This window comes from Lacipirellula sp., assembly GCF_965279485.1.
Classification (GTDB): domain Bacteria; phylum Planctomycetota; class Planctomycetia; order Pirellulales; family Lacipirellulaceae; genus Lacipirellula.
Genome location: NZ_CBDIIC010000001.1, coordinates 502,702 through 523,953, shown reverse-complemented (window position 1 = coordinate 523,953; position 21,252 = coordinate 502,702). Strand labels below are relative to the sequence as shown.

General features: G+C 62.3%; 17 protein-coding genes. 12 read left to right on the top strand and 5 right to left on the bottom strand.

Annotated features, from left to right (window positions below):
- Positions 1-35: 35 nt before the first annotated feature.
- The 4 genes from ACQY7R_RS02230 to ACQY7R_RS02215 are packed head-to-tail and all read left to right on the top strand — an operon-like array spanning position 36 to position 6,396.
- Complete coding sequence (locus ACQY7R_RS02230; RefSeq protein WP_428303973.1) at positions 36-1,262, top strand: NPCBM/NEW2 domain-containing protein; 1,227 nt, start codon at positions 36-38, stop codon at positions 1,260-1,262.
- The gene (locus ACQY7R_RS02225; RefSeq protein ID WP_428303972.1) at positions 1,259-3,037 is read left to right on the top strand and encodes a S1C family serine protease; all 1,779 of its coding nucleotides are present in this window, start codon (positions 1,259-1,261) and stop codon (positions 3,035-3,037) included. Before ACQY7R_RS02230 ends, ACQY7R_RS02225 begins: the two co-directional genes overlap by 4 nt.
- A gap of 1 nt (position 3,038) precedes the next feature.
- Positions 3,039-4,301: a S1C family serine protease gene (locus tag ACQY7R_RS02220; protein ID WP_428303971.1), complete on the top strand. Its 1,263-nt coding sequence runs from the start codon at positions 3,039-3,041 to the stop codon at positions 4,299-4,301.
- Positions 4,302-4,311: 10 nt separating this feature from the next.
- Positions 4,312-6,396, top strand: a complete 2,085-nt coding sequence (locus ACQY7R_RS02215; protein WP_428303970.1) for a PDZ domain-containing protein — start codon at positions 4,312-4,314, stop codon at positions 6,394-6,396.
- A gap of 100 nt (positions 6,397-6,496) precedes the next feature.
- On the opposite strand, the gene ACQY7R_RS02210 is transcribed toward ACQY7R_RS02215, so the two are convergent.
- From ACQY7R_RS02210 to ACQY7R_RS02200, 3 genes are all read right to left on the bottom strand, one after another.
- Positions 6,497-7,588, bottom strand: coding sequence for a hypothetical protein (locus ACQY7R_RS02210; RefSeq protein WP_428303969.1), 1,092 nt, complete (start codon positions 7,586-7,588; stop codon positions 6,497-6,499).
- 93 nt (positions 7,589-7,681) lie between these two features.
- Positions 7,682-9,499, bottom strand: coding sequence for a Gfo/Idh/MocA family protein (locus tag ACQY7R_RS02205; RefSeq protein ID WP_428303968.1), 1,818 nt, complete (start codon positions 9,497-9,499; stop codon positions 7,682-7,684).
- Between the two features lie 2 nt (positions 9,500-9,501).
- Positions 9,502-10,635 carry a DoxX family protein gene (locus ACQY7R_RS02200; RefSeq protein WP_428303967.1) on the bottom strand — a complete coding sequence of 378 codons (1,134 nt, stop codon included), beginning with the start codon at positions 10,633-10,635 and terminating at the stop codon, positions 9,502-9,504.
- A 286-nt stretch (positions 10,636-10,921) separates the two neighbouring features.
- Here ACQY7R_RS02200 and ACQY7R_RS02195 point away from each other — a divergent pair, with 286 nt between their 5' ends.
- Positions 10,922-11,899 (top strand): D-2-hydroxyacid dehydrogenase, encoded by a 978-nt coding sequence (locus ACQY7R_RS02195; protein WP_428303966.1) that lies wholly within the window; start codon positions 10,922-10,924, stop codon positions 11,897-11,899.
- A 381-nt stretch (positions 11,900-12,280) separates the two neighbouring features.
- Complete coding sequence (locus tag ACQY7R_RS02190) at positions 12,281-13,387, top strand: serine/threonine-protein kinase (protein WP_152099088.1); 1,107 nt, start codon at positions 12,281-12,283, stop codon at positions 13,385-13,387.
- 168 nt (positions 13,388-13,555) lie between these two features.
- Here ACQY7R_RS02190 and ACQY7R_RS02185 read toward each other — a convergent pair whose 3' ends face one another.
- Positions 13,556-14,002 (bottom strand): transposase, encoded by a 447-nt coding sequence (locus tag ACQY7R_RS02185; protein WP_428303965.1) that lies wholly within the window; start codon positions 14,000-14,002, stop codon positions 13,556-13,558.
- 223 nt (positions 14,003-14,225) lie between these two features.
- Between ACQY7R_RS02185 and ACQY7R_RS02180 the strand changes: the two genes are divergently transcribed.
- The 5 genes from ACQY7R_RS02180 to ACQY7R_RS02160 all read left to right on the top strand — a co-directional run bounded on the left by ACQY7R_RS02180 (position 14,226) and on the right by ACQY7R_RS02160 (position 18,019).
- Entirely contained in the window at positions 14,226-15,416 is a 1,191-nt protein-coding gene (locus tag ACQY7R_RS02180; RefSeq protein WP_428303964.1) for an FAD-dependent monooxygenase, read from the top strand.
- Positions 15,417-15,465: 49 nt separating this feature from the next.
- Positions 15,466-15,873: a GNAT family N-acetyltransferase gene (locus ACQY7R_RS02175; protein WP_428303963.1), complete on the top strand. Its 408-nt coding sequence runs from the start codon at positions 15,466-15,468 to the stop codon at positions 15,871-15,873.
- Positions 15,874-16,198: 325 nt separating this feature from the next.
- Positions 16,199-17,164: a glycosyltransferase family 2 protein gene (locus ACQY7R_RS02170; protein WP_428303962.1), complete on the top strand. Its 966-nt coding sequence runs from the start codon at positions 16,199-16,201 to the stop codon at positions 17,162-17,164.
- Positions 17,165-17,273: 109 nt separating this feature from the next.
- Positions 17,274-17,612 carry a hypothetical protein gene (locus ACQY7R_RS02165; protein ID WP_428303961.1) on the top strand — a complete coding sequence of 113 codons (339 nt, stop codon included), beginning with the start codon at positions 17,274-17,276 and terminating at the stop codon, positions 17,610-17,612.
- Between the two features lie 83 nt (positions 17,613-17,695).
- Positions 17,696-18,019, top strand: a complete 324-nt coding sequence (locus tag ACQY7R_RS02160) for a YbjQ family protein (protein ID WP_428303960.1) — start codon at positions 17,696-17,698, stop codon at positions 18,017-18,019.
- Between the two features lie 40 nt (positions 18,020-18,059).
- Here the strand turns inward: ACQY7R_RS02160 and ACQY7R_RS02155 are convergent, their stop codons facing one another.
- Complete coding sequence (locus ACQY7R_RS02155; RefSeq protein ID WP_428303959.1) at positions 18,060-19,532, bottom strand: sulfatase family protein; 1,473 nt, start codon at positions 19,530-19,532, stop codon at positions 18,060-18,062.
- 166 nt (positions 19,533-19,698) lie between these two features.
- On the opposite strand from ACQY7R_RS02155, the gene ACQY7R_RS02150 reads away from it, so the two are divergent.
- Positions 19,699-21,252, top strand: a complete 1,554-nt coding sequence (locus ACQY7R_RS02150; protein WP_428303958.1) for a serine hydrolase — start codon at positions 19,699-19,701, stop codon at positions 21,250-21,252.

Genomic DNA, 21,252 nt, shown 5'->3' with positions numbered 1-21,252 from the left:
TTTTCCGTTCCGACACCCCGACGAACAACTACCGCATGACGCCTTGGTTCGCCTTACTCGCCGCACTGCTCGCCGTCTCGGGGGATGAGGCGTCGCTGACGACGCTCGAGGGGCAGACGATCAACGGCGTCGTCTCCGCGTGGGATGGGACGGAGTTGACGATTGACGCCGCGGAAGGCGCTCAGCAATTGGCGACCGATGCGATCATGGACGTCGCGTGGAAGCGGGAACCGAGCGACGGTCCGGCGCTGCGCGTGGCGGAACTCGTCGATGGCTCGCGACTGGCGTTCGAAGAGTTCACGATTGCCAAGCGAACGGCGACGTTCCAGCTGCCGGGGCAGCAAGCGAAGGTCGACGTCCCCACGGCGCGGATCAAACGTATCGAGCTCGTCGCGGCGAGCGAGCCGCTCGCAAAGATGCTCGCTGAGATCGAACAGAAGCAACCCGCCGGCGACTCGCTGGTGATCGTCAAAGGCGAGGCGATGGATTACCTGTCGGGCGTCGTTGAAGACGTTACCGCGCAGCAGGCCGACTTTCGCTGGGATGGCGAGAAGGTGCCGGTGAAGCTGTCGAAGATCGCCGCCATCGTTTTTTATCATGCGAAGGAAGCGGCGCTGCGGGAGGCGCTATGCCGAGTTTCGTTTACAAACGGCAGCGTTATCGCGGCGAAGGATGCGACGCTGAAGGATCAACAGTTGCAACTCAAGTCAGTGGGCGGCGTCGATGTTGAATTCCCGTTCGACCAAGTGACCCGCATCGATTTTTCTTCCGGGAAGATCGCCTATCTCAGCGATCTTAAGCCGGCGACGAGCCGCTGGACGCCGCGGGTGGCGCTGCCGGCAGACGCAAAGCTGATCGCCAGTTTCGGCGCGCCGCGGCAGAACGTGGCGTTCGACGGCTCGCAGCTCTCGCTGCTGTGGGACGACGATCCCGTGCCGGCTCGTCGCGACGTGCGGACCTACTCGCGCGGGCTGGCCGTGCGGAGCCGGACGGAGCTGACGTATCTTGTTCCCGAGGGGATGACGCGGTTTGCCGTGACGGCGGGGATCGACCCGGCGACGGCCAGTCAGGGGAACGTCGCGCTCGAAATCCGCGGGGATGACCGGATTCTATGGGAAGGGACGATTGACGGGGGGCAACCTCCGGTCGAGATCGACGTAGAATTGCAGGCGGCGCGCCGGTTGCAGTTGGTCGTCGACTATGGCGATAACCTCGATTACGGCGATCGCCTTCACCTGATCGAGGCTCGCTTCATCAAATGAATTGCTATCACCCGATCTTGATCGCCGCCTCGCTGTTGTGCAGCGCTGCCGCGGTGCGCGGCGCCGTGACGCCCGATCCGGCCGTCCTGAAGGCGGAGGACGAGCGGGCTGAGGCGATTGCAAAGGCCTCGGCCGCGACGGTGGCGGTGTTCGATGGGGCTGGCGGCGGGGGCGGTTCAGGGGTGCTGATTTCCCCCGATGGCTTCGCCGTGACGAACTTCCATGTGACGTCGCCCTGCGGCGCCGCGATGAAGTGCGGGCTCAACGACGGCAAGCTCTACGACGCGGTCATTGTCGGCATCGATCCCGTCGGAGACGTGGCCCTAATTCAACTGCTAGGCCGTAACGACTTTCCGGTGGCCGAGATCGGCGACAGCGATCAGGTGCGCGTTGGCGACTGGTGCTTCGCCGCCGGCAATCCGTTTTTGCTCGCGGACGATTTTACGCCCTCGATCAGCTACGGGCTGGTGTCGGGGACGCATCGTTACCAATACCCGGCAGGCACGCTGCTCGAGTACACCGACTGCATTCAAACCGACGCGGCGATCAATCCAGGGAACTCGGGCGGTCCACTGTTCGACGCCAAGGGACGGCTGATCGGCATCAACGGTCGCGGCTCGTTCGAGAAGCGCGGCCGCGTCAACGTCGGCGTCGGCTATGCAATCTCAGTCAATCAGGTGATGCGGTTTGTGCCGATGCTGAAGAGCGGCCGGATCGTCGACCACGCGACGCTCGGCGCGACGGTGTCGACCGAGAAGGGCTCGGTCGTCGTTGACGACATTCTGGAAACGAGCGACGCCTTCCGTCGTGGCTTGCAGTATGGCGACAGCATCGTTCGCTTCGCCGGCCGCGAGATCTCGACCGCGAACGCACTCAAAAATGTGCTGGGCGTTTACCCCAGCGGGTGGCGGGCGCCGCTGACGTACCGCCGGAACGGGCAGGCCTTCAGCACGCAGGTGCGGCTGATGGGCGTGCACGACGAAGCGGAGCTGATTGAACTGGTGCAGAGCGAGGAAGAGCAACCAAGCGGCCATCCCGGCGATCCGCAGGAGAAGCCGAAGGATGAAGGCCCCAAGCTGCCGATTCCTCAGCTGGAAGGATTGCTCAAAAAGAAAAAGCTGCCGCCGGCGGTGGTACAACGCTACGAAGCGCGCCGGGGCTACGCGAACTATTGGTACAACGAGCAGGCGCAAGAGCGGCTCTGGACGAATTATGTCGATCGGAGCGCTCTCGCTGACCTTGGCTACGACTGGCGCGTCAGCGGCAAGGTTGAAACTGGCGGCGTGTTCCAGCTGGTCACGTCGGCGAATCGCTCGGAATTGACGCTGCCGTCGGGCCATTCGGGCGCGATCTTCAACGGCGATGTGGCGGGGCAACTTAGCCCGCCGCGCTCTGGGGGCCTATTGCTGACGATCAACGCTTGGCAGCGGTTCATCGACAAGGGTCTGAACCGTTTCGGCGAAATCTACTACCTCGGCAAGCTGCCGCACGGCCCCGACGGGACGCCGGAAGATTGTCTCGTCGGTTACTTTGAGGGAATGGAGACACGGTTCTTCTTCGCGGAAGATTCGGGCGATCTCACTGGCATCGAACTCTTTTCGGCCGACGACGCCGATCCGTGCGAACTGAGCTTCAGGGAGTTCAAGGATATCCAAGGAAGGCGGTTGCCGGCGCGGTGGCTTGTGCAGCATGGCGACGGCGTGTTTGCGGAACTGGCGATTGAGCAGTGGGACGTCGGCCAGCCGCCGAACGGTCCGCAGGATGGAGCCAACTAGCTTGACTGAAGCTCGCCATCAATTCTCGCGACTGCTGCTGGCCGCGCTCTTCGCGACGAGTGCGCCGCTGGCGGCGTTGGTTGTTCACTCGAACGTTCACGCCGCTTCGTTTCAAGAAACGATCCGCGACGTGCAGCGGAAGGTCGTGAAGATCTACGGCGCCGGCGGGATGAAGGAGTTGGAGGCCTATCAAACGGGCATCCTCATCTCCGGCGAGGGGCATGTCCTCACGGTGCAGAGTTACGTGCTCGACACCGACGACCTGGCGGTGGTGCTCGACGACGGCCGGAAGTTTAAGGCCGAGGTGCTGGGCGTCGACCCGGTTCGCGAACTGGCCGTGCTGAAACTGCCGGTCGAGGCCGATGCGTTGCCGCATTTTGATTTGAACGCGGCGCCGCTGGCGAAGGTCGGCGAGCGGGTGTTGGCGGTGAGCAATTTGTTCAACATCGCCGGCGGCGACGAACCGGTGAGCGTATTGCAAGGCGTCGTAAGCGGGATCGCGCCGCTCGACGCCCGCCGCGGCGCCCATCAGGCGAGTTTTCACGGCAACGTTTACATCGTCGACGCGGCCGCGAACAACCCCGGCGCGGCCGGCGGCGCCCTAGTGAATTGGCGCGGGCAACTTGTCGGGCTGCTCGGCAAAGAGTTGCGGAGCCGTTCGACCGGCGCGTGGCTGCACTATGCGATTCCGGTCGATCAGTTCGTCGCTTCAGTGGAAACAATGGAAGCGGGGCGGACGATCGACGCCGACGATGAGACGGTCGCAAAGGCGAGCGATCCGCTGACGCTAGCGGCAGTGGGGATCGTGCTGGTGCCCGATATTTTGCCGCGGACGCCGCCGTACATTGATTCGGTCGTTGCCGGTTCGGCGGCGGAGCGGGCCGGCTTGCGGCCTGACGATCTGCTCGTGTTCGTGGAAGGCGAGCCGACGTCTTCTTGCTCGGTCGTTGCCGAACAGTTTGGCCGGCGCGAAAGTTTTGATGATGTTCGGATTTCCGTGTTGCGCGACGGCAAGCTGGTCGAAGCGACGCTAAACGCCGAGGTTGCTGAAGAGCCTGTGGAAGACGAACCAAGCGCCTCCGACGAAGCCAACGCCAACTTACCTGGCGAGAGTAGCGGCGAGGTTGACGCTGAAGCGGCTGTCGATGGCGACGAGCCTGTCACGGAAGATGACAATGCGTCGGAAGGCGACGAAGCGAGTGAAAGCGACGCAAGCGATGCCGAGGATTCTAACTCCGATCAACTTGACGCCCCTACTGAGTGAGCCACGGCTGGTGACGCGTTTCTTCTCACGATTGGCGATTTGCTTCGCGCTCGGCATGGCGGCGGCTTCGCCCGTGCGCATGTTCGCTGCCGATGATCTCGATCAACTCGAACAGCAAGCGATCTCCGCCGCGGTGAAGGCGGCCGAGAAGTCGGTCGTCCAGATTCGTACGATCGGCGGCGTCGATCAGATTGACGGCAAGACGCTTGCCCAAGGACCCACGACTGGGGTGATCATTAGCGACGACGGGCTGATCGTCTCGAGCGCTTTTAATTTTGCTCAACAGCCAACGTCGATTTTGGTGCGCCTGCCTGACGGCGAACAAAAAGCCGCGCGGATTATCGGCCGCGATGAGAATCGCATGCTCGTGCTACTCAGGGTGGCTGCAGACGAACCGCTGACAGCGGCCGAGCCGGCCCCGCTCGACGAGGTGCGCACCGGCGATTCGGCGATTGCGTTGGGGCGGCCGTTCAATCCTGAGGATGTGAGCGTTTCGGTCGGCGTGGTAAGCGCGCTCAATCGGATGTTCGGCCGTGCGATTCAAACCGATGCGAACGTTTCGGCTGCGAACTATGGCGGGCCGCTGATTGATCTCGAAGGCCGCGTCCTGGGCATCCTGGCGCCAATGGCGCCGCCGTCGCCCGGAGCGAGCGAGGCCGACGTCACCGCCGGAGCGGAATTTTACGACTCGGGGATCGGGTTCGCCGTGCCGCTCGTCGACGTGTTGGCGATCGTCGATCGTTGGACCGACGAGAAGGATTTGCATCGCGGGCTGCTGGGGATTGGGCTGAAGGCGGGCAACGCCCATTCGACGGCGCCGATCATTACGAACGTCTGGCCCCGTTCGCCGGCGGCAATTGCCGGTTGGAAGGCGGACGATCGCATCGTTTCAGTCAACGGCGTGAAGGTCAACACGCAGACGGCGCTCCGCTTTCAGACGATGCCGCGTTACGCGGGCGACACGCTGGCGGTGACGCTGCGTCGCGGTTCGGGCGACAAGGCGAAGGAAATTGAAACCAAGATTCGGCTCGTTGCGAAGTTGCCGCCGTACGCTCATCCGTTCCTGGGCGTGCTGCCCGAGCGCGCGGCATCCGCCAGCGGCGAAGAGGCTGACGCAGATGGTGCGGCCGACGAGAAGAAGGATGATGTAGCGGACGCCAAAACAAAGAAAGACGACGCGGCAGGCGTCGTGATTCGCAGCGTCTGGCCGGATAGTCCCGCCGATGACGCTGGGCTTCGTGCCGGCGATCGTATCGTCAAACTGGGCGACAAGAATATCGCGAGCGCCGGCGAGGCCAGGTCGGAACTGAACGCCAAGGCGCCTGATGACGAACTGGCCGTCGTAGCAAAACGCGGGGACGAAGAGCAGGAATTCGAAGTGAAACTCGGCGAACTGCCGACGGCCGTTCTCGACGCGGCCGATCTGCGAGCAGACTCGGAACGGGCAAGCGACTCCGGTAGCCTTGGCGATCCGAAGTTGCAGACGCTCAAGCTTCCCGAAATGTCGCAAACGGCCCGTTACTTCCAACCGCCCAGCGGCGGTGCAACGCCTGGGCTGCTGATTTGGCTCGGCGACGGCAAACGTGAGACGGCCGAAGCGATGGCCGCCGACTGGCAGCGCACCTGCGTCCGCGATCGGCTCACCCTGCTGATGCCCGAACCGGGCGATGCCGGCGGCTGGACGAACGACGATTTGGAGTACCTGGCCCGGTTGTTGCAAACGGCCGGCAGCCGCTGGCGGATCGACCCAAGTCGCGTCGTGATCGCCGGCGAAGGGAAGGGGGGGCAACTCGCGTACGCCCTCGCCTTGCGAGGCCGCAAGATGATCCGCGGCGTGGCGGTCGTCGACAGCCCGTTACCGCGGACGCTGGAAGTTCCCGAGAACAATCCAAACGAGCGACTGGCGATTCTCTCCGTCGAGACGCAAAACACGCCCCTGTCGCTGCTGATTCGGCAGGATCTCAAGAAGCTCGAAGACGCCGGCTATCCGGTGACGCAACTTGTGCGTCGCGGCGAAGAGAGCCGCTCGACGACGCTCGACGCGGCGACGCGGGCGAAGATCGGGCGATGGATCGACGGGCTCGATCGGCTGTAGAAGCGACGGTTGTTCTGCTGCCAGCCCTTCTTAAATGCTTAACGGTTAATCGCCTAACCACGGAGTATGCAGAACGCCCGCTGTTGCGAGAAAATTCAACCTACTCCGCTGGCTGCGCCGCCCGCTCCGCTTCCAGCTTTTTCTTTTGCTCGTCCCACCGCTTCTCCATCTCCGCGAACTCCTCCGCGGTGGTGAACTTTAGCGTCAGCCGCGTGAAGTCGTCGACGGGACGGAAGTTGATCTCGAGCATCTCGCCCGCTTTGTTGCGGTAGATGACGAACGACTCGAAGCCCTGCTCCGTGGGGTGGTCGAGCGTCGGCTCCCAGCCGAGTTTGCCGAGGCTTTCGCGGTACCAATTGTCGGCGGCCGTGAGATCGCCGGGGTATTCGACGTACAGCTGAACCGGCGGCTCGGAGTACTGCACTGCCTTTGCATCGGCGGGAGCGGGGAGCTCGGCGGAGAGAAGTTCCGTAAAGTAAGTGACGACCGTCTTCCCTTCTTGCGCGGGCGCTGCGGCGGTCGTGGCGAGCAGGCGGACGGCGTTCTTGCGATAGAACCGCGTGTCGCCGGCCGTGCCGTAGGTTTCCCAGCCGGCGGCTTGGAGGTCTTTGTCGATCGCCAGGGAGACCGCTGCGACGCCTTCGGGGGTGACGTAGGCGAGGCTGGCCGGCATGTCGTAGAGGACCTTCGCATTCGGGGGCTTCGGCAGCGTGCTGAGCGTGAGGTTGCCGAGGTTCGACGCGAACACCATCGTCGCGGGTTTGTCGCCGCCGGCAACTTGCGACGCCTGCAGCGTGACGGTGAAGCCGTCGCGCGTGAACGAGCCGCTGCCCGACTCTTCGGTAATCGACTCGTGAGGCGCGATCTCCCAGCCGGCGTCGACAAGTTGCTTCTGGTGAAACTCGTAAGCCGCCTTCGGCGAACTTGGCGCTTGGTAGGCGAGTCGCGCGACTGAGCGGCCGCCCGGGTTCTCGCTGCCGGCGACGAGCGGCAGCGTCCGCAGGTCGAGCACCTTCACGGCTTCGGCGACGGTCGGCGGGGTTGCGTTCGGTTTGCCTGCGTCGGCCTTCGCGGCAGCAACTTGCCCTGGTTGGCCGCCGGCGGTTGGCGCTGCTTGTCCGCAGCCGGCGCACTCCAGCAACAACGCCAAGCCCACGCCTGATGCGACGAGTCCGAGTCGTTCGGAGAACATGATTCCAACGAGGCGTTTCGGCCCCGATCCTTGGTGCTAACGCCTCAGTCCGTCCACCTGCCTAATCGCCGCGAGCCGACTCGCAACGCGCGGCTACACTAACGTCTCAGTCTTTCGCGGGTCGGCGGCGCCATCGACGCCGAGATCGACTTCAGGCGACGCATCGTTGTGGATGTCGAACCACTCTTTCTTGAACTCGATCCGCTTGCCTTGCTTCATCGCGATGTTGGACGTGAGGGCGATGATCGCGTCGGCCATGGCGACCTTGGCGCCGCACTTCGGCTGGTTCTGCGGCGAAGGATTGCGGATGCACCAAGCCCAGTGCTCCATCTCTTCCTTGTAACCGCGGCTGACGTTCTTCGTCGCCGCTGCAGCCGCCGCGACCGGCGGACCGCCGCCGGTTTCGTAGGTGCTCATGGCCGCTTTCTTGCCGCCTTCGTTCACCTGGATCTTGGTGTTGGCGTCGCCGCTCTTGTAGAGCATCACCTCTGACTCTCGATCGAGCACCAGCGTGCCGCCGGTGCCGAGGACGACTTCGCCGTAGCCGCCGAAGCCGTTGCCGTTGATCGACGAGTAGGTGACGACGATCTTACTGTTAGGATCCTTGACGTCTTTCTGCTTCTGAATGTCCTCGTAGTAGTTCTTGCCGGGGAATTCAAAGTTGCAGTGGACGTGATCGTCGACGTCGCGGTCGGCCGGGAAGAGCGAGCGGAAGCCGATGCCTTGGACGGCGATCGGGTAGACCTTCACCCCGTCATTCGCTTGCGAGCTGACGAAGATGCTTGAGGCGTCGAGTTGGTGGCTGCCGAGCTCGGCCATCAGGCCGGCGCCGGTGCGGTCCCACAACCGCCAGCGGATCAGCTCTTCGAGGGCCGATCGCTTGTTGCCGTTGGCGAGCGTCTTCGACTCGTAGCCGTAGGTCTTGCCGGCATCGAGTTCGATCGAAATGTCGGCGAGTTGCTTCTCGATTTGGGCGAGCTTCGCCTTCTGCAGATCGATGTCGGAGCCCTTGGCGTTCTTCAGCGCGCCCTTGGCGGCGCGGAGCTTCGTGTACAGCGGGTGAGCCGCAACGAGGGCCGCCTTCGCCTTGTTGTCGCCCGCCCTTTCGGCTTCGACGATGGCGGCGTCGAAGACGTCGTATTTGTAGTCAGCCGCTTCAGGGAGCGGCGGGCACCAGCTATCGTTGCCGGGCAAGTTGCCGCGGTGCCACTGGGCGCGAATGTGGTGAAGTTCGCCGAGCAGGCCGCGGCGAATTTGGTCGACCGCGTTCGCGTAGAGGACGCTGTAGTGGCGTTGGTGGCCGACGGCGAAGACGATCGGATCGCCGTTCGTGGCCTTAAGTTGCTCGGAAAGGCGGCCCATCTCCTTACAGCGTGAGACAGTTTGCCCCATCAGCTTTTCGGTAAGGACGTGCTTGCCAGCCCGCATCGCCTTGAACGCGGCGACGTCGTGAAGCCACAAGGGGAGGGCGATGATGACCGCTTCGACGTTCGGATCGTCGATCAACTCCTGGTAGTCGCCCGCGTAGACCGTAATGTGCTTCTTCGCATCAGCTTCGTCGGCGTAACCGTATTGCTTGATGAGGCCGGGACGGGCGCCGATGTTGTCCTGATCGCCGTGGAACGCGCGATGCTGGTTGTAGGGGCGGATGTCGGCGATGGCGACGACGTCGAGGTACTCAGGGTTCAGCGCACCGATCAGGACGCTTCCCTCGTCGCCGGTGCCGATGATGCCGATGCGGAGCGGCTCTTCAACCTTGGCGCCGTAGCCGAAGTACATGGCGCCGAGGCTGCCCGCGGCAATCGTGCCGGCGGCGAGGCCCATCATCATCTCGCGACGATTGAGGTCGGAGCCAACGGCCTCGTTGAAGTTCTGCTTGCCGATGTCGCGTTGTTCAGGCGTAAGATTCATGACTAAACAGACTCCTTGCGGCTGCAGCACTTACCGGTGATGCGGCTGATGAAATAATCGAGACCCGCGTAGCGTCCTGCCGAGGAGGCGAAGATGACGGCAAAGGCGGCGATCTCGACGAGCTGGAAATAAAACACGGGGTTGTTGCTTCCGGCGACCCACGGCGGTTGCGTGGCGATAACCGAAAGCAAGAAGGCGATGCCCGCCACCGCTGCGACTCGCGTGAAGAGTCCCAGAAGAAGGCAGACGCCCGTGCCGATGATCAGTGCGGTGACCGCGACATTGAGCTGGTGAAGTTTACGCGCGTCCTCGTCAACGAGCGCTTCGTCAACGAGTTTCGAAGTGGCGGGATCTTCCGCTTGCTCGACAGTGATGATTTGGCGAAGGTCGCCCTTGTAGCCGTCTTCGATCGAACGAACCTCGGCGATCCAAGCGCCGCTGGCGGCCTTCGTTTCGGCCGCCTTCTCGCTGATGCGAGTTCCCAGGAACGGCAGGCTCACCGAGCCGGCTTCGTTTTTCATTTGGTCGAGCCGATAGAGCTCGTGCTCCCATTCAGCAATCGCGTCGGTTTGCGATTCGAGGTAATCGGCCAATTGCTGATGACGGTAGTCGAGGGCAGCGGCAGCGGCTGCCCGCTGATCATCCGAAAGACCCGGGATGATCACGAACTGGTCATGGGCGCTGCGCCAGCCATCTTCAATCCGGTCGGCCCAGTCGTAGTAAGGCGAGTGAGGGGGAAATTCAATCGGCGCCGGTTCCTTCTTGGCGAGAGCGGCTTTGCGGCGGGCGGCGTAGTCGGCCTCCCACTTCGCGCGGGCATTGAGTTCGTCCTCGGTCGAGGGCCGCGCCTGGCGCGGAACGGCGAGATGCTTCTCCCAGTCGTAGACGTTGGGGAGCGTTTCCTTGATCATTTTCGCCGCGGGGCCGACGGCCATCCGCAGCATTGGCTCGGATGAAAAGACGAGCGTCGTCTGCCCGGTTTCCGGGTTGTAGGCGAGTTTCTTTGTCCCTTCGCGGTAGAAGTGCCAGCCAGTGGCCAAGCGAAGGACGATCAGGGCGATGACGAGGCCGGTGGGCAAGTACACTGCGGGGCGTACTGGGGCCGGCTTCGGTTCATCATGATGGGGATGGGCCATGGCGCTTGTGGGTTGAGCGGAGCCGCGTCTGGATTAGGCGACGAACGTCGCAGTCGGTTGTCGCACAGACGCGAGGGAGATGCAGTAAAAGGGTACGTTGGCTGCACGCTTAGCCCTGCGGGGGAAGTCGCCTTCACCCACCTGCCCACGCCGCCTCGGTAACGATATTCTACGAAACAGGTTGCCTACGCTCTAGGGTATGGCGCCCCGTCAGCCCGATCCAGCAAAATCAGTCACTCACGAACCTATAGCGGTCGTTTCTCCGAACGCCGTGAAAGTGTTTCTCATGCGAATTGTTCTCTGCTACCCGGTTGAATCGCAACACCTTGCCCGCATCCAAAGCGTTTGGCCGGAGGCCGAACTGGTCGACGCCGGGCAGGAGCGGATCGCCGCACAACTGCCGACCGCCGACATCTACTGCGGGCACGCCAAAGTGCCGGTGCCATGGGACGAGGTGGTGGCCGGCGGCCGGTTGCAGTGGATCCAATCGTCGGCCGCGGGTCTCGACCACTGCCTCGTGCCGAGCGTGGTCGACAGCAGCATTACGGTGACAAGTGCCTCGGGGGTTCTGGCGAAACAGGTTGCGGACCAAACTTTTGCGTTGTTGCTCGGGGTTTTGCGGAATTTGCCGACCTATTTCCGGGCGAAAGAGGCGCGGGAGTTCATCCGCCGCCCCACCCGCGACTTGTACGGGGCCCGCGTCGGCATCGTCGGCTTGGGGGGGAATGGCCGGCTGTTAGCGAGATTGCTGAAGGCGTTCGATTGCTCAGTGATCGCCACCGATTGGTTCCCAGAGCAGGAGTCGCCGTTCGTCGACGAGATTCTGCCGGCCGACCGTGTGGACGATCTGTTGCCGCGAGTCGATGTATTGATTCTGGCGGCGCCGCTGACCGATCACACCCGCGGGCTGATCAACGCCCGCCGGCTGCGGATGTTGCCGGCCGGCGCGGTGGTGATCAACGTGGCTCGCGGGCCGATCATTGTCGAAAGCGATTTGGTCGAGGTGCTGAACTCCGGCCACCTGTGGGGCGCGGGCGTCGACGTCACCCAGGTGGAACCGTTGCCGAACGACGGTCCGTTGTGGGCGGTTCCGAATGTGATCATCACGCCTCACGTCGGCGGGCAGCGGGCGAGCCGTATCGACGACATGACGGATCTGTTCTGTGAGAACTTGCGGCGCTACCGCGCCGGCAAGCCGCTCGCGAACCTCGTCGACAAGCGTTTGGGATTCCCCGAGCCGAGCCAAATCTACGGCGCGGTGTAACGCACCGTCCACGGAACGTCGCCACTCATACAAAGCCGCGACCGGTGGTCGCGGTCTTCACCATCGCGCCCCACATTCGTGGCAGCGCCCAACGCCCCCCACGTGGAAGCCTCTCAACGCCACGAAGTCAATTGCGAATTCCCGCACCAAGATTGCGTGTTTTGTCGCGAAAGTGTCTACAGAATGGGCAGTTTGCGTAGACTTCCGATCTGGACCGCGGCATCACCCGCTGCGTAATATAGAGGAGTTAGCAGGCGGCCCGCGCAGTCGGACCGCCAAGCGCCGCGTGATGAGCCGCACCAAATTCGACCAGGAGGGATTCTGGCGCTGGGGTGCGAACCTCAAGCTCGTCCGCCGCGACTTATCTTCCGAAGGACAACTATGAACCCCTCGACGACCATTCTTCAAGGCACTCGGACGATTACGTTCGATGGGCAGGAAGCCAACCGCTGCCCGACCGATCTTTACGATCGGTATGAGCAACTGCTGGAAGGTCAACACCTCGGTTGGACCGAACACCTCCGCTTTCGTCGCCTGCTGGGGACGGGTGGGCAGGGGGTCGTATACCTCAGCGACCGTCGCGGTTGCGACGGCTTTACGCTGCCGGTCGCGGTGAAGGTGTTTTCACCGGAACGCTTCTCAAGCCAACAAAGCTACGACATGGCGATGGCTCGCATCGCCCAAGTGTCCTGCAGCGTCGCGAAAATTCAGCACGACTCGCTGCTCGACGTGCAGAACTTCATCGAGCGCAATCGCATCCGCATCATGGAGATGGAGTGGGTCGACGGCTATGACCTCGATCGGCTCTTGACCCCTGCGATGCTCGCCCGCGTTCAGCAACGCGTGAGCCATCGCCGCTGGGAATATATCAACAACGTCATCGTCACCGCCGGCCCCGTGCGGCCCCGGTTGAAACCGGGCATTGCCGCGTCGATCATTCGGCAATGTCTTTCGGCCTTGGCCGCGCTCCACCGCGAAGACATCGTTCACGGCGATCTGAAGCCGGCGAACATCATGGTGAAGCGGACCGGCAACGCCAAGATCGTCGACATCGGTTCGGCGCTCCACTTGAATAACATGCCCGACCAGCGGACCTGCACGCCGCAGTACGCCGCGCCGGAGATGTTGGAGCGGAACGAGTTCACGCCGCGGAGCGACTTGGCGAGCCTCGGTTACGTGCTGATCGAAATCCTCGCCGGCCGGCCGCTGTTCGCTGGGCTGAATAGCTTGGGCGAATTGCTCGAAGCGAAGTGGACGCTGCCGCAGCGGCTTGAGCGGATTTTGCCGGACGAAGTCGCCGACAGCGAACTGCTGATGTCGGTTTGCCGCCGGCTGACGGCGCCTGATCCGCTGCTGCGATTTGCGTCGGCGGAAGACGCTAACACCGGCCCCGACGGGCTCGCCGAATTCCAGCGGACGTTAGTGATCGGCGATCTGGCGAGCGAATACGACAACGAGCTGCGGGTCTGGCTCGAGGAACTCGACTGATCCGTTCAACAAATCGCTCGATAAAAAAGCCGCGACCGGTGGTCGCGGGCATTTCGCATTTCTTGCATCGCGCGGTTGTTGTCACGCAGCAACGAACCGCGACCACCGGTCGCGGCTTTATGCGGTGCGGCGTTCGTTGTGGCGATCGATGTACCGTTTGGTGTTCCACTAAATGTGCTCGTCGAAAATGAACGAGCGCCAGCGGCCTTTGCACCAGACTGGGCGTTGGTACGGCGTCTGGCGATGAATCGCTTTTGTCGTCTGGTCCTTCATCCACTTTACGACGTTGTCGATGTCGCGATCCGTGCGCGTCATCAGCAGATGGACGTGAGTTGCCTCGATCGCCGCGGCAGCGAATGACCAGTCTGATTCAATTTCGCAACGCTCTAGCATTGCGGCGATCACAGCTTGCATGCGCGGAGTGAATTTCGTCGGTGGAAACTTCTGCCGCTCTTGCGCCATCCTTCGACGCATGGCATCGCCGGCATGCAGAGTATGCGGCTCGACGAATCCAAGCTCCGCATCCCACGCCTCCGACCAGTGGCCTCGCTCGTCGCCGGGTAGCCACAGGCCGTGACCGGAAATCACGATGTGGTAACCGATGGTTTGTGCCATGCCGGCGATGGTATTTTTGATGAGCGGAAAATGCCACTGAATTTATTGCCGTTTTGTGCAAAAAGCCGCGACCGGTGGTCGCGGACCCGCATTTCCCCCGTATCCCAACGAATGACGACGCACAAAACCCCGCGGAAAATGCCCGCGACCGCCGGTCGCGGCTTTTTGGCCTACAATTGTCGTCGCTGGATTTCCACCCGCTGGGTCGTTGGGGCTGTTTGCCATGTCGTCCGCCGAACGTCCGCTAATTGTCGGTGCTGGTCCCGTCGGGCTTGCCGCTGCATTGTTCCTTCAGCGCGAAGGATTTAAGCCGCGCATCGTCGAGACGAAAACCGAAGCGGCGCCGCAGTCGAAGGCGCTGGCCGTCAATCCGCGGACGCTAGACCTACTCGAATCGACTGGCGTCACCGCGCGGATGCTGGAACTCGGCAGCCCCGTGCGGGGGATGCAGTTCCACCGCAACGGCAAGGTTGTCATTGGGCTGAAGCTCAACGGCATCCATCCGAAATATCCGTTCATGCTCGGCCTCTCGCAGGCGACGACTGAGCGGCTCCTCGCGCAAGCGTTCATCGCCGCGGGCGGCGAGATCGAACGCGGCATCGAGATGACCTCGTGCAGCAACGTCGACGGCGGCGCGAACGTCGAACTGCGCCGCATTGCCGACAATGCAACCGAATCAATCGCGACGCCGCAACTGCTTGCCGCCGACGGCGCCCGCAGCTTGGCGCGTCACCAATTGAACGTCGACTTCGAAGGCTCGACGTTTCCCGGCGAGTGGTACCTCGCCGACGTCACGCTGAAGACGTCGCTACCGCCCGAATTCGCCCACATCATCTACTGCCGCAACGGCGGGTTCTTGTTCGTAATGCCGGTCTACGGCGACGAGCAAGCCCACACGAACGGCCAACTGCTGTGGCGGGTGCTCGGTAATCGCCCGAATCCACTGGCGATGCTCGAGGAGGCTGAGCCAACCGCCGCGCCGGTATGGGAATCGAGCTTCCATGTCTCGCATCGCGTCAACGCGAAGCTCTCGGTTGGCAATGTTTACTTCGCCGGCGACGCCGCCCACATTCACTCGCCGATGGGCGCCCGTGGAATGAACCTGGGCGTCGAAGATGCGTGGGTCTTCGCAAACTTGCTTCGCATCGGCCAACTGGGCCGTTACCATGACCTGCGCCACCCGGTCGACGTGAAAGTGGTGAAGGAAGTCGAGTTCTTCTCAAAGCTCGTTGCTTCCGACGCGGCTCCCTTCCGATTCGCTAGACGTTACGTGATGCCGATCGTCGCGCGGACGCCGCTCAAGTCGCGCATCAAGCAAACGGTGACGGGTCTCGACCATTCTCTGCCGGCCGACTTGGAACCGCCGGAACACGAGCCGTCGCGCGAACCTGGCGTGAAGCAACTGGCTCTCTGAGCTAGCTCGGAATCAGCGCCGCCATATTCCCCGCGAGAGACGCATCGCCATGGACGAAATCGCGTACCAGCTTGAACCACAACTCACGGCCGATGAGTTCGTCGACGTGCTCCGGCGTTCGACGCTCGCCGAGCGCCGGCCTGTGGAGCATCCCGAGCTGATTGCGCGGATGCTGGAACATGCCGATCTCATTGTGACGGCACGCAATGCCGCCGGCAGATTGGTGGGCGTCTCTCGTGCGCTGACCGACTATGGTTACGCCACGTACCTCTCCGATCTCGCCGTTGATGAAGCCTACCAGCGGCAAGGAATCGGCCGCGAACTCATCCGCCGCACGCATGAGGCGGCCGGGCTCGAAACGGCGCTTATCTTGCTCGCCGCGCCGAAGGCCCGCGACTACTATCCGCACATCGGAATGGATCGCCACGACTCGTGCTGGATTATTCCGCGCCGCTAGTCCTCAATGGCGTTGCGAGCGGCACGTATTCGAATTTGGTGCAGGCGATTAGCCGTGCGCTTGAATGTGCAGCGGTGATCTAGAAGCTGCTGGCCGCAGCTCTGGTTGTGGGCTCGTATGAGTCGGTACAGAAATATGGGCGAAGCGAGCGGAACTTGCGTGACTTGTGCGTTTGCCTAGCTTACCATGGCGTCGTATTGTGATGCCCCGCCGATCGCATGCCAGCCTGAGCGTTCTCTCGCAGGGCGCTCAACCGTTCACGGCCCGCCAGAACCTTTGAGCACGCACCACTTCCATAGCTGGAAGCCCGGGCGTCGCGCTTGCCATGCCAGACGCCTTTGACGACGCCCCGTCGCGACGCCTGCTTTCGATCGTCGTCCCCTGCTACAACGAGCAGGAGGTTATTGAGACGACTCATGCGCGGTTGCTGCAGCTGTTGGCGTCGCTCGACCTTGATGGCGAGATCATCTACGTCAACGATGGCAGCCGCGACCGGACTTTGGAAATTCTGCGGTCGCTGCAAAAGTCGGACGAGCGGGTGCGAGTCCTCTCTTTCTCGCGCAACTTCGGGCACCAGGTGGCTGTGAGCGCCGGCATTGACGCCGCCGCAGGCGACGCGGTCGTGCTGATCGACTCGGACTTGCAAGACCCGCCTGAGCTTGTTCCAGAAATGATCGCTAAATGGCGAGAAGGTTACCAAGTCGTCTACGGAGTGCGCACCCAACGTGCTGGCGAGTCGGCGTTCAAGTTGCTCACGGCCAAAGCGTTTTATCGCTTGATCAACGTCATTTCCGACGTGGCGATTCCGCTCGATACCGGCGACTTCCGGTTGATGGACCGCCGCGTCGTCGAGGTGCTGCAGCGCATGCCGGAACGCGATCGTTTCGTGCGGGGCATGGTGAGTTGGGTCGGCTTCAAGCAATTTGCGCTCGCGTACTCGCGCGCCGAGCGCGCCGCAGGGGAGAGCAAGTACCCGCTGCGCAAGATGCTGCTGTTCGCGCTCGACGGCGTGATCTCGTTCTCGCTCATGCCCCTACGGATTGCGATGGGATTCGGGCTCGTCGCCGCGTTGATGGCGACGATCGGCACGCTCTACGTGATCTGCCGCTGGCTGCTGACTGACAACTGGTCGCCAGGCTTCGCACTGTTGTTCGTCGGGGTCTTTTTCTTGGGCGCCGTGACGCTGGCTTGCCTGGGGATCATCGGCGAATATGTGGGGCGCATTTACCGCGAGATCAAGCGCCGCCCCCTCTACGTCGTTGACGAGCGACTCGGGTTCCGCGACCAGTAATTGGCGGCACGGAGCTCGCGCCCGAGTTGCGGTCGGCGTAGTTATCGCGAATGTAGCGGTTGCTCTGAGCAGGCCCTGCGACGCGAATCATGAGCTACGCTTGGTAGCCATGGATAAGCAGACTCTCGCCATCCTCGTGACGATCGGTTTCAGCGTCGTCGGCGTCATTGGCGATTACTTTCTGAAGCGGGCCAGCCTTGCGGAGCATTCGCTGCGCTCGGGGTGGTTCTACGTCGGCTTCATCGTCTACGCCTCGACGGCGTTCGGCTGGGTGTTCGTGATGAAGCACCTCAAGCTGGCGACCGTTGGCGTCGTTTATTCAGTGTCGATGATCCTACTGCTCTCCGCGATCGGAGCTATCGTCTACCGAGAAACGCTCAACGCGACCGAGTTGGCGGGGATCGCGCTCGCCATCGGGTCGCTCGTGCTGCTAATGCGTTTCGCTTGACTCCGAACTTTGCCGGCGGCGAATCGCGCCGTCGAATGAACTAAAAAACGATTCCAAGCGAATCAACTTTCCAGGAACCAAACATGATGATCGTCACCACCGGCAACCAAATCAGCGGTTACGAAATCACCGATTACCTCGGCGTCATCCGTGGCGTCGTCGTCCGTTCGCCAAGCATCACGCAAGGGATCATGGGCGGTTTGAAGCAGATCGTCGGCGGCAACATCGAGTCGTACGCCCAAATCTGCGAGGCGGGTCGCGAGGAAGCCTATGTGCGGATGGAGCAGCACGCCGCGAGCGTCGGCGCCGACGGCGTCATCGGCATGCGATACGACGCGTCGGGCTTCGCGGAAGGCGTGACGGAAGTCCTCGCCTACGGCACTGCCGTGAAGTTGCAGAAGGCGTAACCTGCTTACGAGGTTCGCAGATTGCAACGTAAACGGCCGCCTAGCGGCGCGCTTCAGCGAGCTTTGCTTTTAACTTGGCAACCTGTTCGGGATGAGTCTCGAACAGGTTGCTCTGCTGCGCGGGATCGGCCTTCAAGTCGAACAACTCGCCGGGCGACTGGTGAGCTTCGTATCCTTGCGATTTGTTGAACCAGCCCGGCGCCTTCGTCACATTGCCTGTCGGCGCGTCGATGTAGACCCAATCTCCGTCGCGGATCGCGTAACGCTCGTTGGGAGCGGCGTGAACGATCGTGTGTCGCGGGCTCGGCCCAGTCCCCTCCCACAGCGGCAAGAGGTTGTGACTGTCAGGAGCGGCCCCGGCCGGAATCGGCGCGTCGCCGGCGGCGGCGAGGGTTGCGAACAGGTCGATTTGGCTCACTAGCGCATCGCTCATGCCCGGCTTGACGACGCCGGGCCAGCGAACGAGCAGCGGCACGCGATGGCCGCCTTCGTAGAGGTCGCGTTTGAGTCCGCGCCATGGCCCGGTGCTGCGGTGCTCAAGCTTTCGCAGCCGCGGATAGGCGTAGCTCTCAGGGCCGTTGTCCGAACTGAAGATCACGATCGTGCTCTCGTCGAGACCGTTGGCTTTCAGCGCTGCCAGCACGGCGCCGACGGTGGCGTCGGTTTGCAGGAGGTAGTCGCCGTAGCCGCCGACTTGTGACTTGCCCGCGTACTCGGAAGTCGGCAACATCGGTGCGTGCGGCGAGGTGAACGGGAAGTACAGAAAGAATGGTTCGGCCTTGCCTTTTTGCCGGCCGATCCAGTCGACCGCCCGCTTCGTCAGCGTCGGCATCACCGCCGCGAAATCCCAGCCCTCGACCATGGGGCCGGGACGGCATTCCCAGCCGCCCTCGGCCGGCTTGCCGGGCGTGGTGCGCGGAACCGACGGCGGCGTCACGATGCGATCGTTCTCGAACCACGCATACGGCGGAAAGTTTGGAACGTCGTCGCCGAAATATTCGTCGAACCCGTGATCCAGCGGCCCGCCGGGGATTGGACGCGACCAATCGAAGGCATCCGGCGCGTAACCAGCTTCGCGCGACGGAACGGCTCCTGGCCGTTTGATCGCATTCCAATTCCAACCGAGGTGCCACTTTCCGATGCAAGCCGTGCGGTAGCCGGCGCTGCGCAGGACCTCGGGCAACGTCGCCTCGCCGTTGAACGCCGACGGCCCAAACGAATCGACGATGCCGTGGAAGCTTCGCCAGTGGTAGCGTCCGGTTAGTAGCGCGTACCGACTTGGCGAGCAGATGCTTGCCGAACTGTGAGCATCGGTAAATCGTAAGCTCTGTCGAGCCAAAGCGTCGAGATTGGGCGTTAGGACTTTGGCTGCGGGATTTTGGACAGCCAAGTCGCCGTAACCCATGTCATCGGCGTAGAGGATGACGATGTTCGGGCGCTCCGCCGCAGTCGCGTAGAACGGAGCGACAGCAACGACGAGCAAAACGTAAGTGAGTGTTCGAAATCGATGCATGATATATAGCCGGAGCATGATGGGTGTGATCGTGCAATCATCATTCGCTCGGCCAGCGCCGCGTCACTGTGAGTCGATGACGTGAGGCCCTGACGAGTGCCGTGATGTCAGCTAGGATACAGGAAAGGCGGCCTTCGCACTTCCGACACGCTGAAATGGAGTTTGTATGCGGTATCTCGCGATCATGGTTTCGGCGTTCACGCTGTCGCTCGGCTTAGCTGGGGACGGCTTGCGTGCAGAGGATGCAGCGAAGGGGAAAATATCACGGGAGCGGATCAACGAAGCGATCGCCAAGATCGAAAAGCTCGCCCAGGACACGATCAAAGCGAACGGGGCGCCCGGCATCGCGATCACCGTCGTCCACCAGGACGAAGTCATCTACTCCAAGGGTTTCGGCGTCCGCGAAGCGGGCAAGCCAGAACTGGTCGACGCCGACACCGTCTTTCAGATCGCGTCGATGTCGAAACCGCTCACGTCCACCGTGTTAGCGCGGATGGTTGGCCAGAAAGAGGTCGACTGGGACGATCGCATCATTGATCACGACCCCGGCTTCGTCATGTTCGATCCTTACGTGACGCACGAGGTGCGACTCCGCGACATGCTCTGCCATCGCAGCGGGCTGCCTGCTCATGCGGGCGATTTGCTCGAAGACATGGGCTTTTCGAAGGACGAGATTCTGCATCGGTTGCGGTATCAACCACCGAGCAGTAGCTTTCGCGCAGGGTACGCGTATACCAATTTCGGCTTCAGCGAAGCGGGTTACGCCGCGGCAAAGGCCGTCGACAAGTCGTGGAATGACCTCGCCGTCGAAAAGCTGTTCAAGCCGCTCGGGATGGCGTCGACCAGCTATCAGTTTGCCGACTACGAGAAAGCGAAGAACCGAGCGAAGAATCACGTACTCGTCGACGGCAAGTGGACGACAAAGTACATCCGGCAACCCGATGCGCAGGCCCCCGCCGGCGGCGCCAGTTCGAATATCAAGGATCTCGCCCAATGGATGCGGCTCCACCTAGCTGAGGGGAAACTTAGCGGAACGCAATTGATCGAGGCCGATGCGATTGAGGAAACGCACACGCCGCAATTCGTCACTGGGTACACCCCGGCAGAGGGGCGGATTGGCGCCTATGGCCTCGGTTGGAACGTCAACGCCGAACGGGGCGGCCTCATCACGCTCAACCACTCGGGAGAATTTTCGCTCGGGGTTCGTTCGCAAGTGGCGCTCATTCCGATCGAGGAACTTGGCATCACTATCCTCTCGAACGGCGCTCCCACCGGTGTGCCGGAAGGAATCTCGCAGAGCTTCTTCGACTATGTGCTCGACGGCGAGTTGCAGCGCGATTGGATGACGCTGGCTAACCAGAAGTTCGAGCAAATGACGCAGGAGGATAAAGATCAGTTGGCCGACTACAGCCATCCTCCCTCCGACCGTGGGGCGCCTCTCAACCTGAAATCCTACGCGGGCAAGTACCAGAACGATCTGTACGGCATCATCGAGATCGCCGAAAAGCAGGGAGGCCTCGTGTTGCGATCAGGCCCACAGCTGAATGAATTCAAGCTACGGCACTGGGATCGTGATCTGTTCACCTACGAACCGACCGGGGAGTCGGCCGCGGGGACGGCGGGTGTGATGTTCACGATCGGTCCGGAAGGGAAAGCGGAGCGCGTGTCCGTCGAGAATCTGAATCTCGACGGACAGGGCGTGTTCAAAAAGGTCGACTGA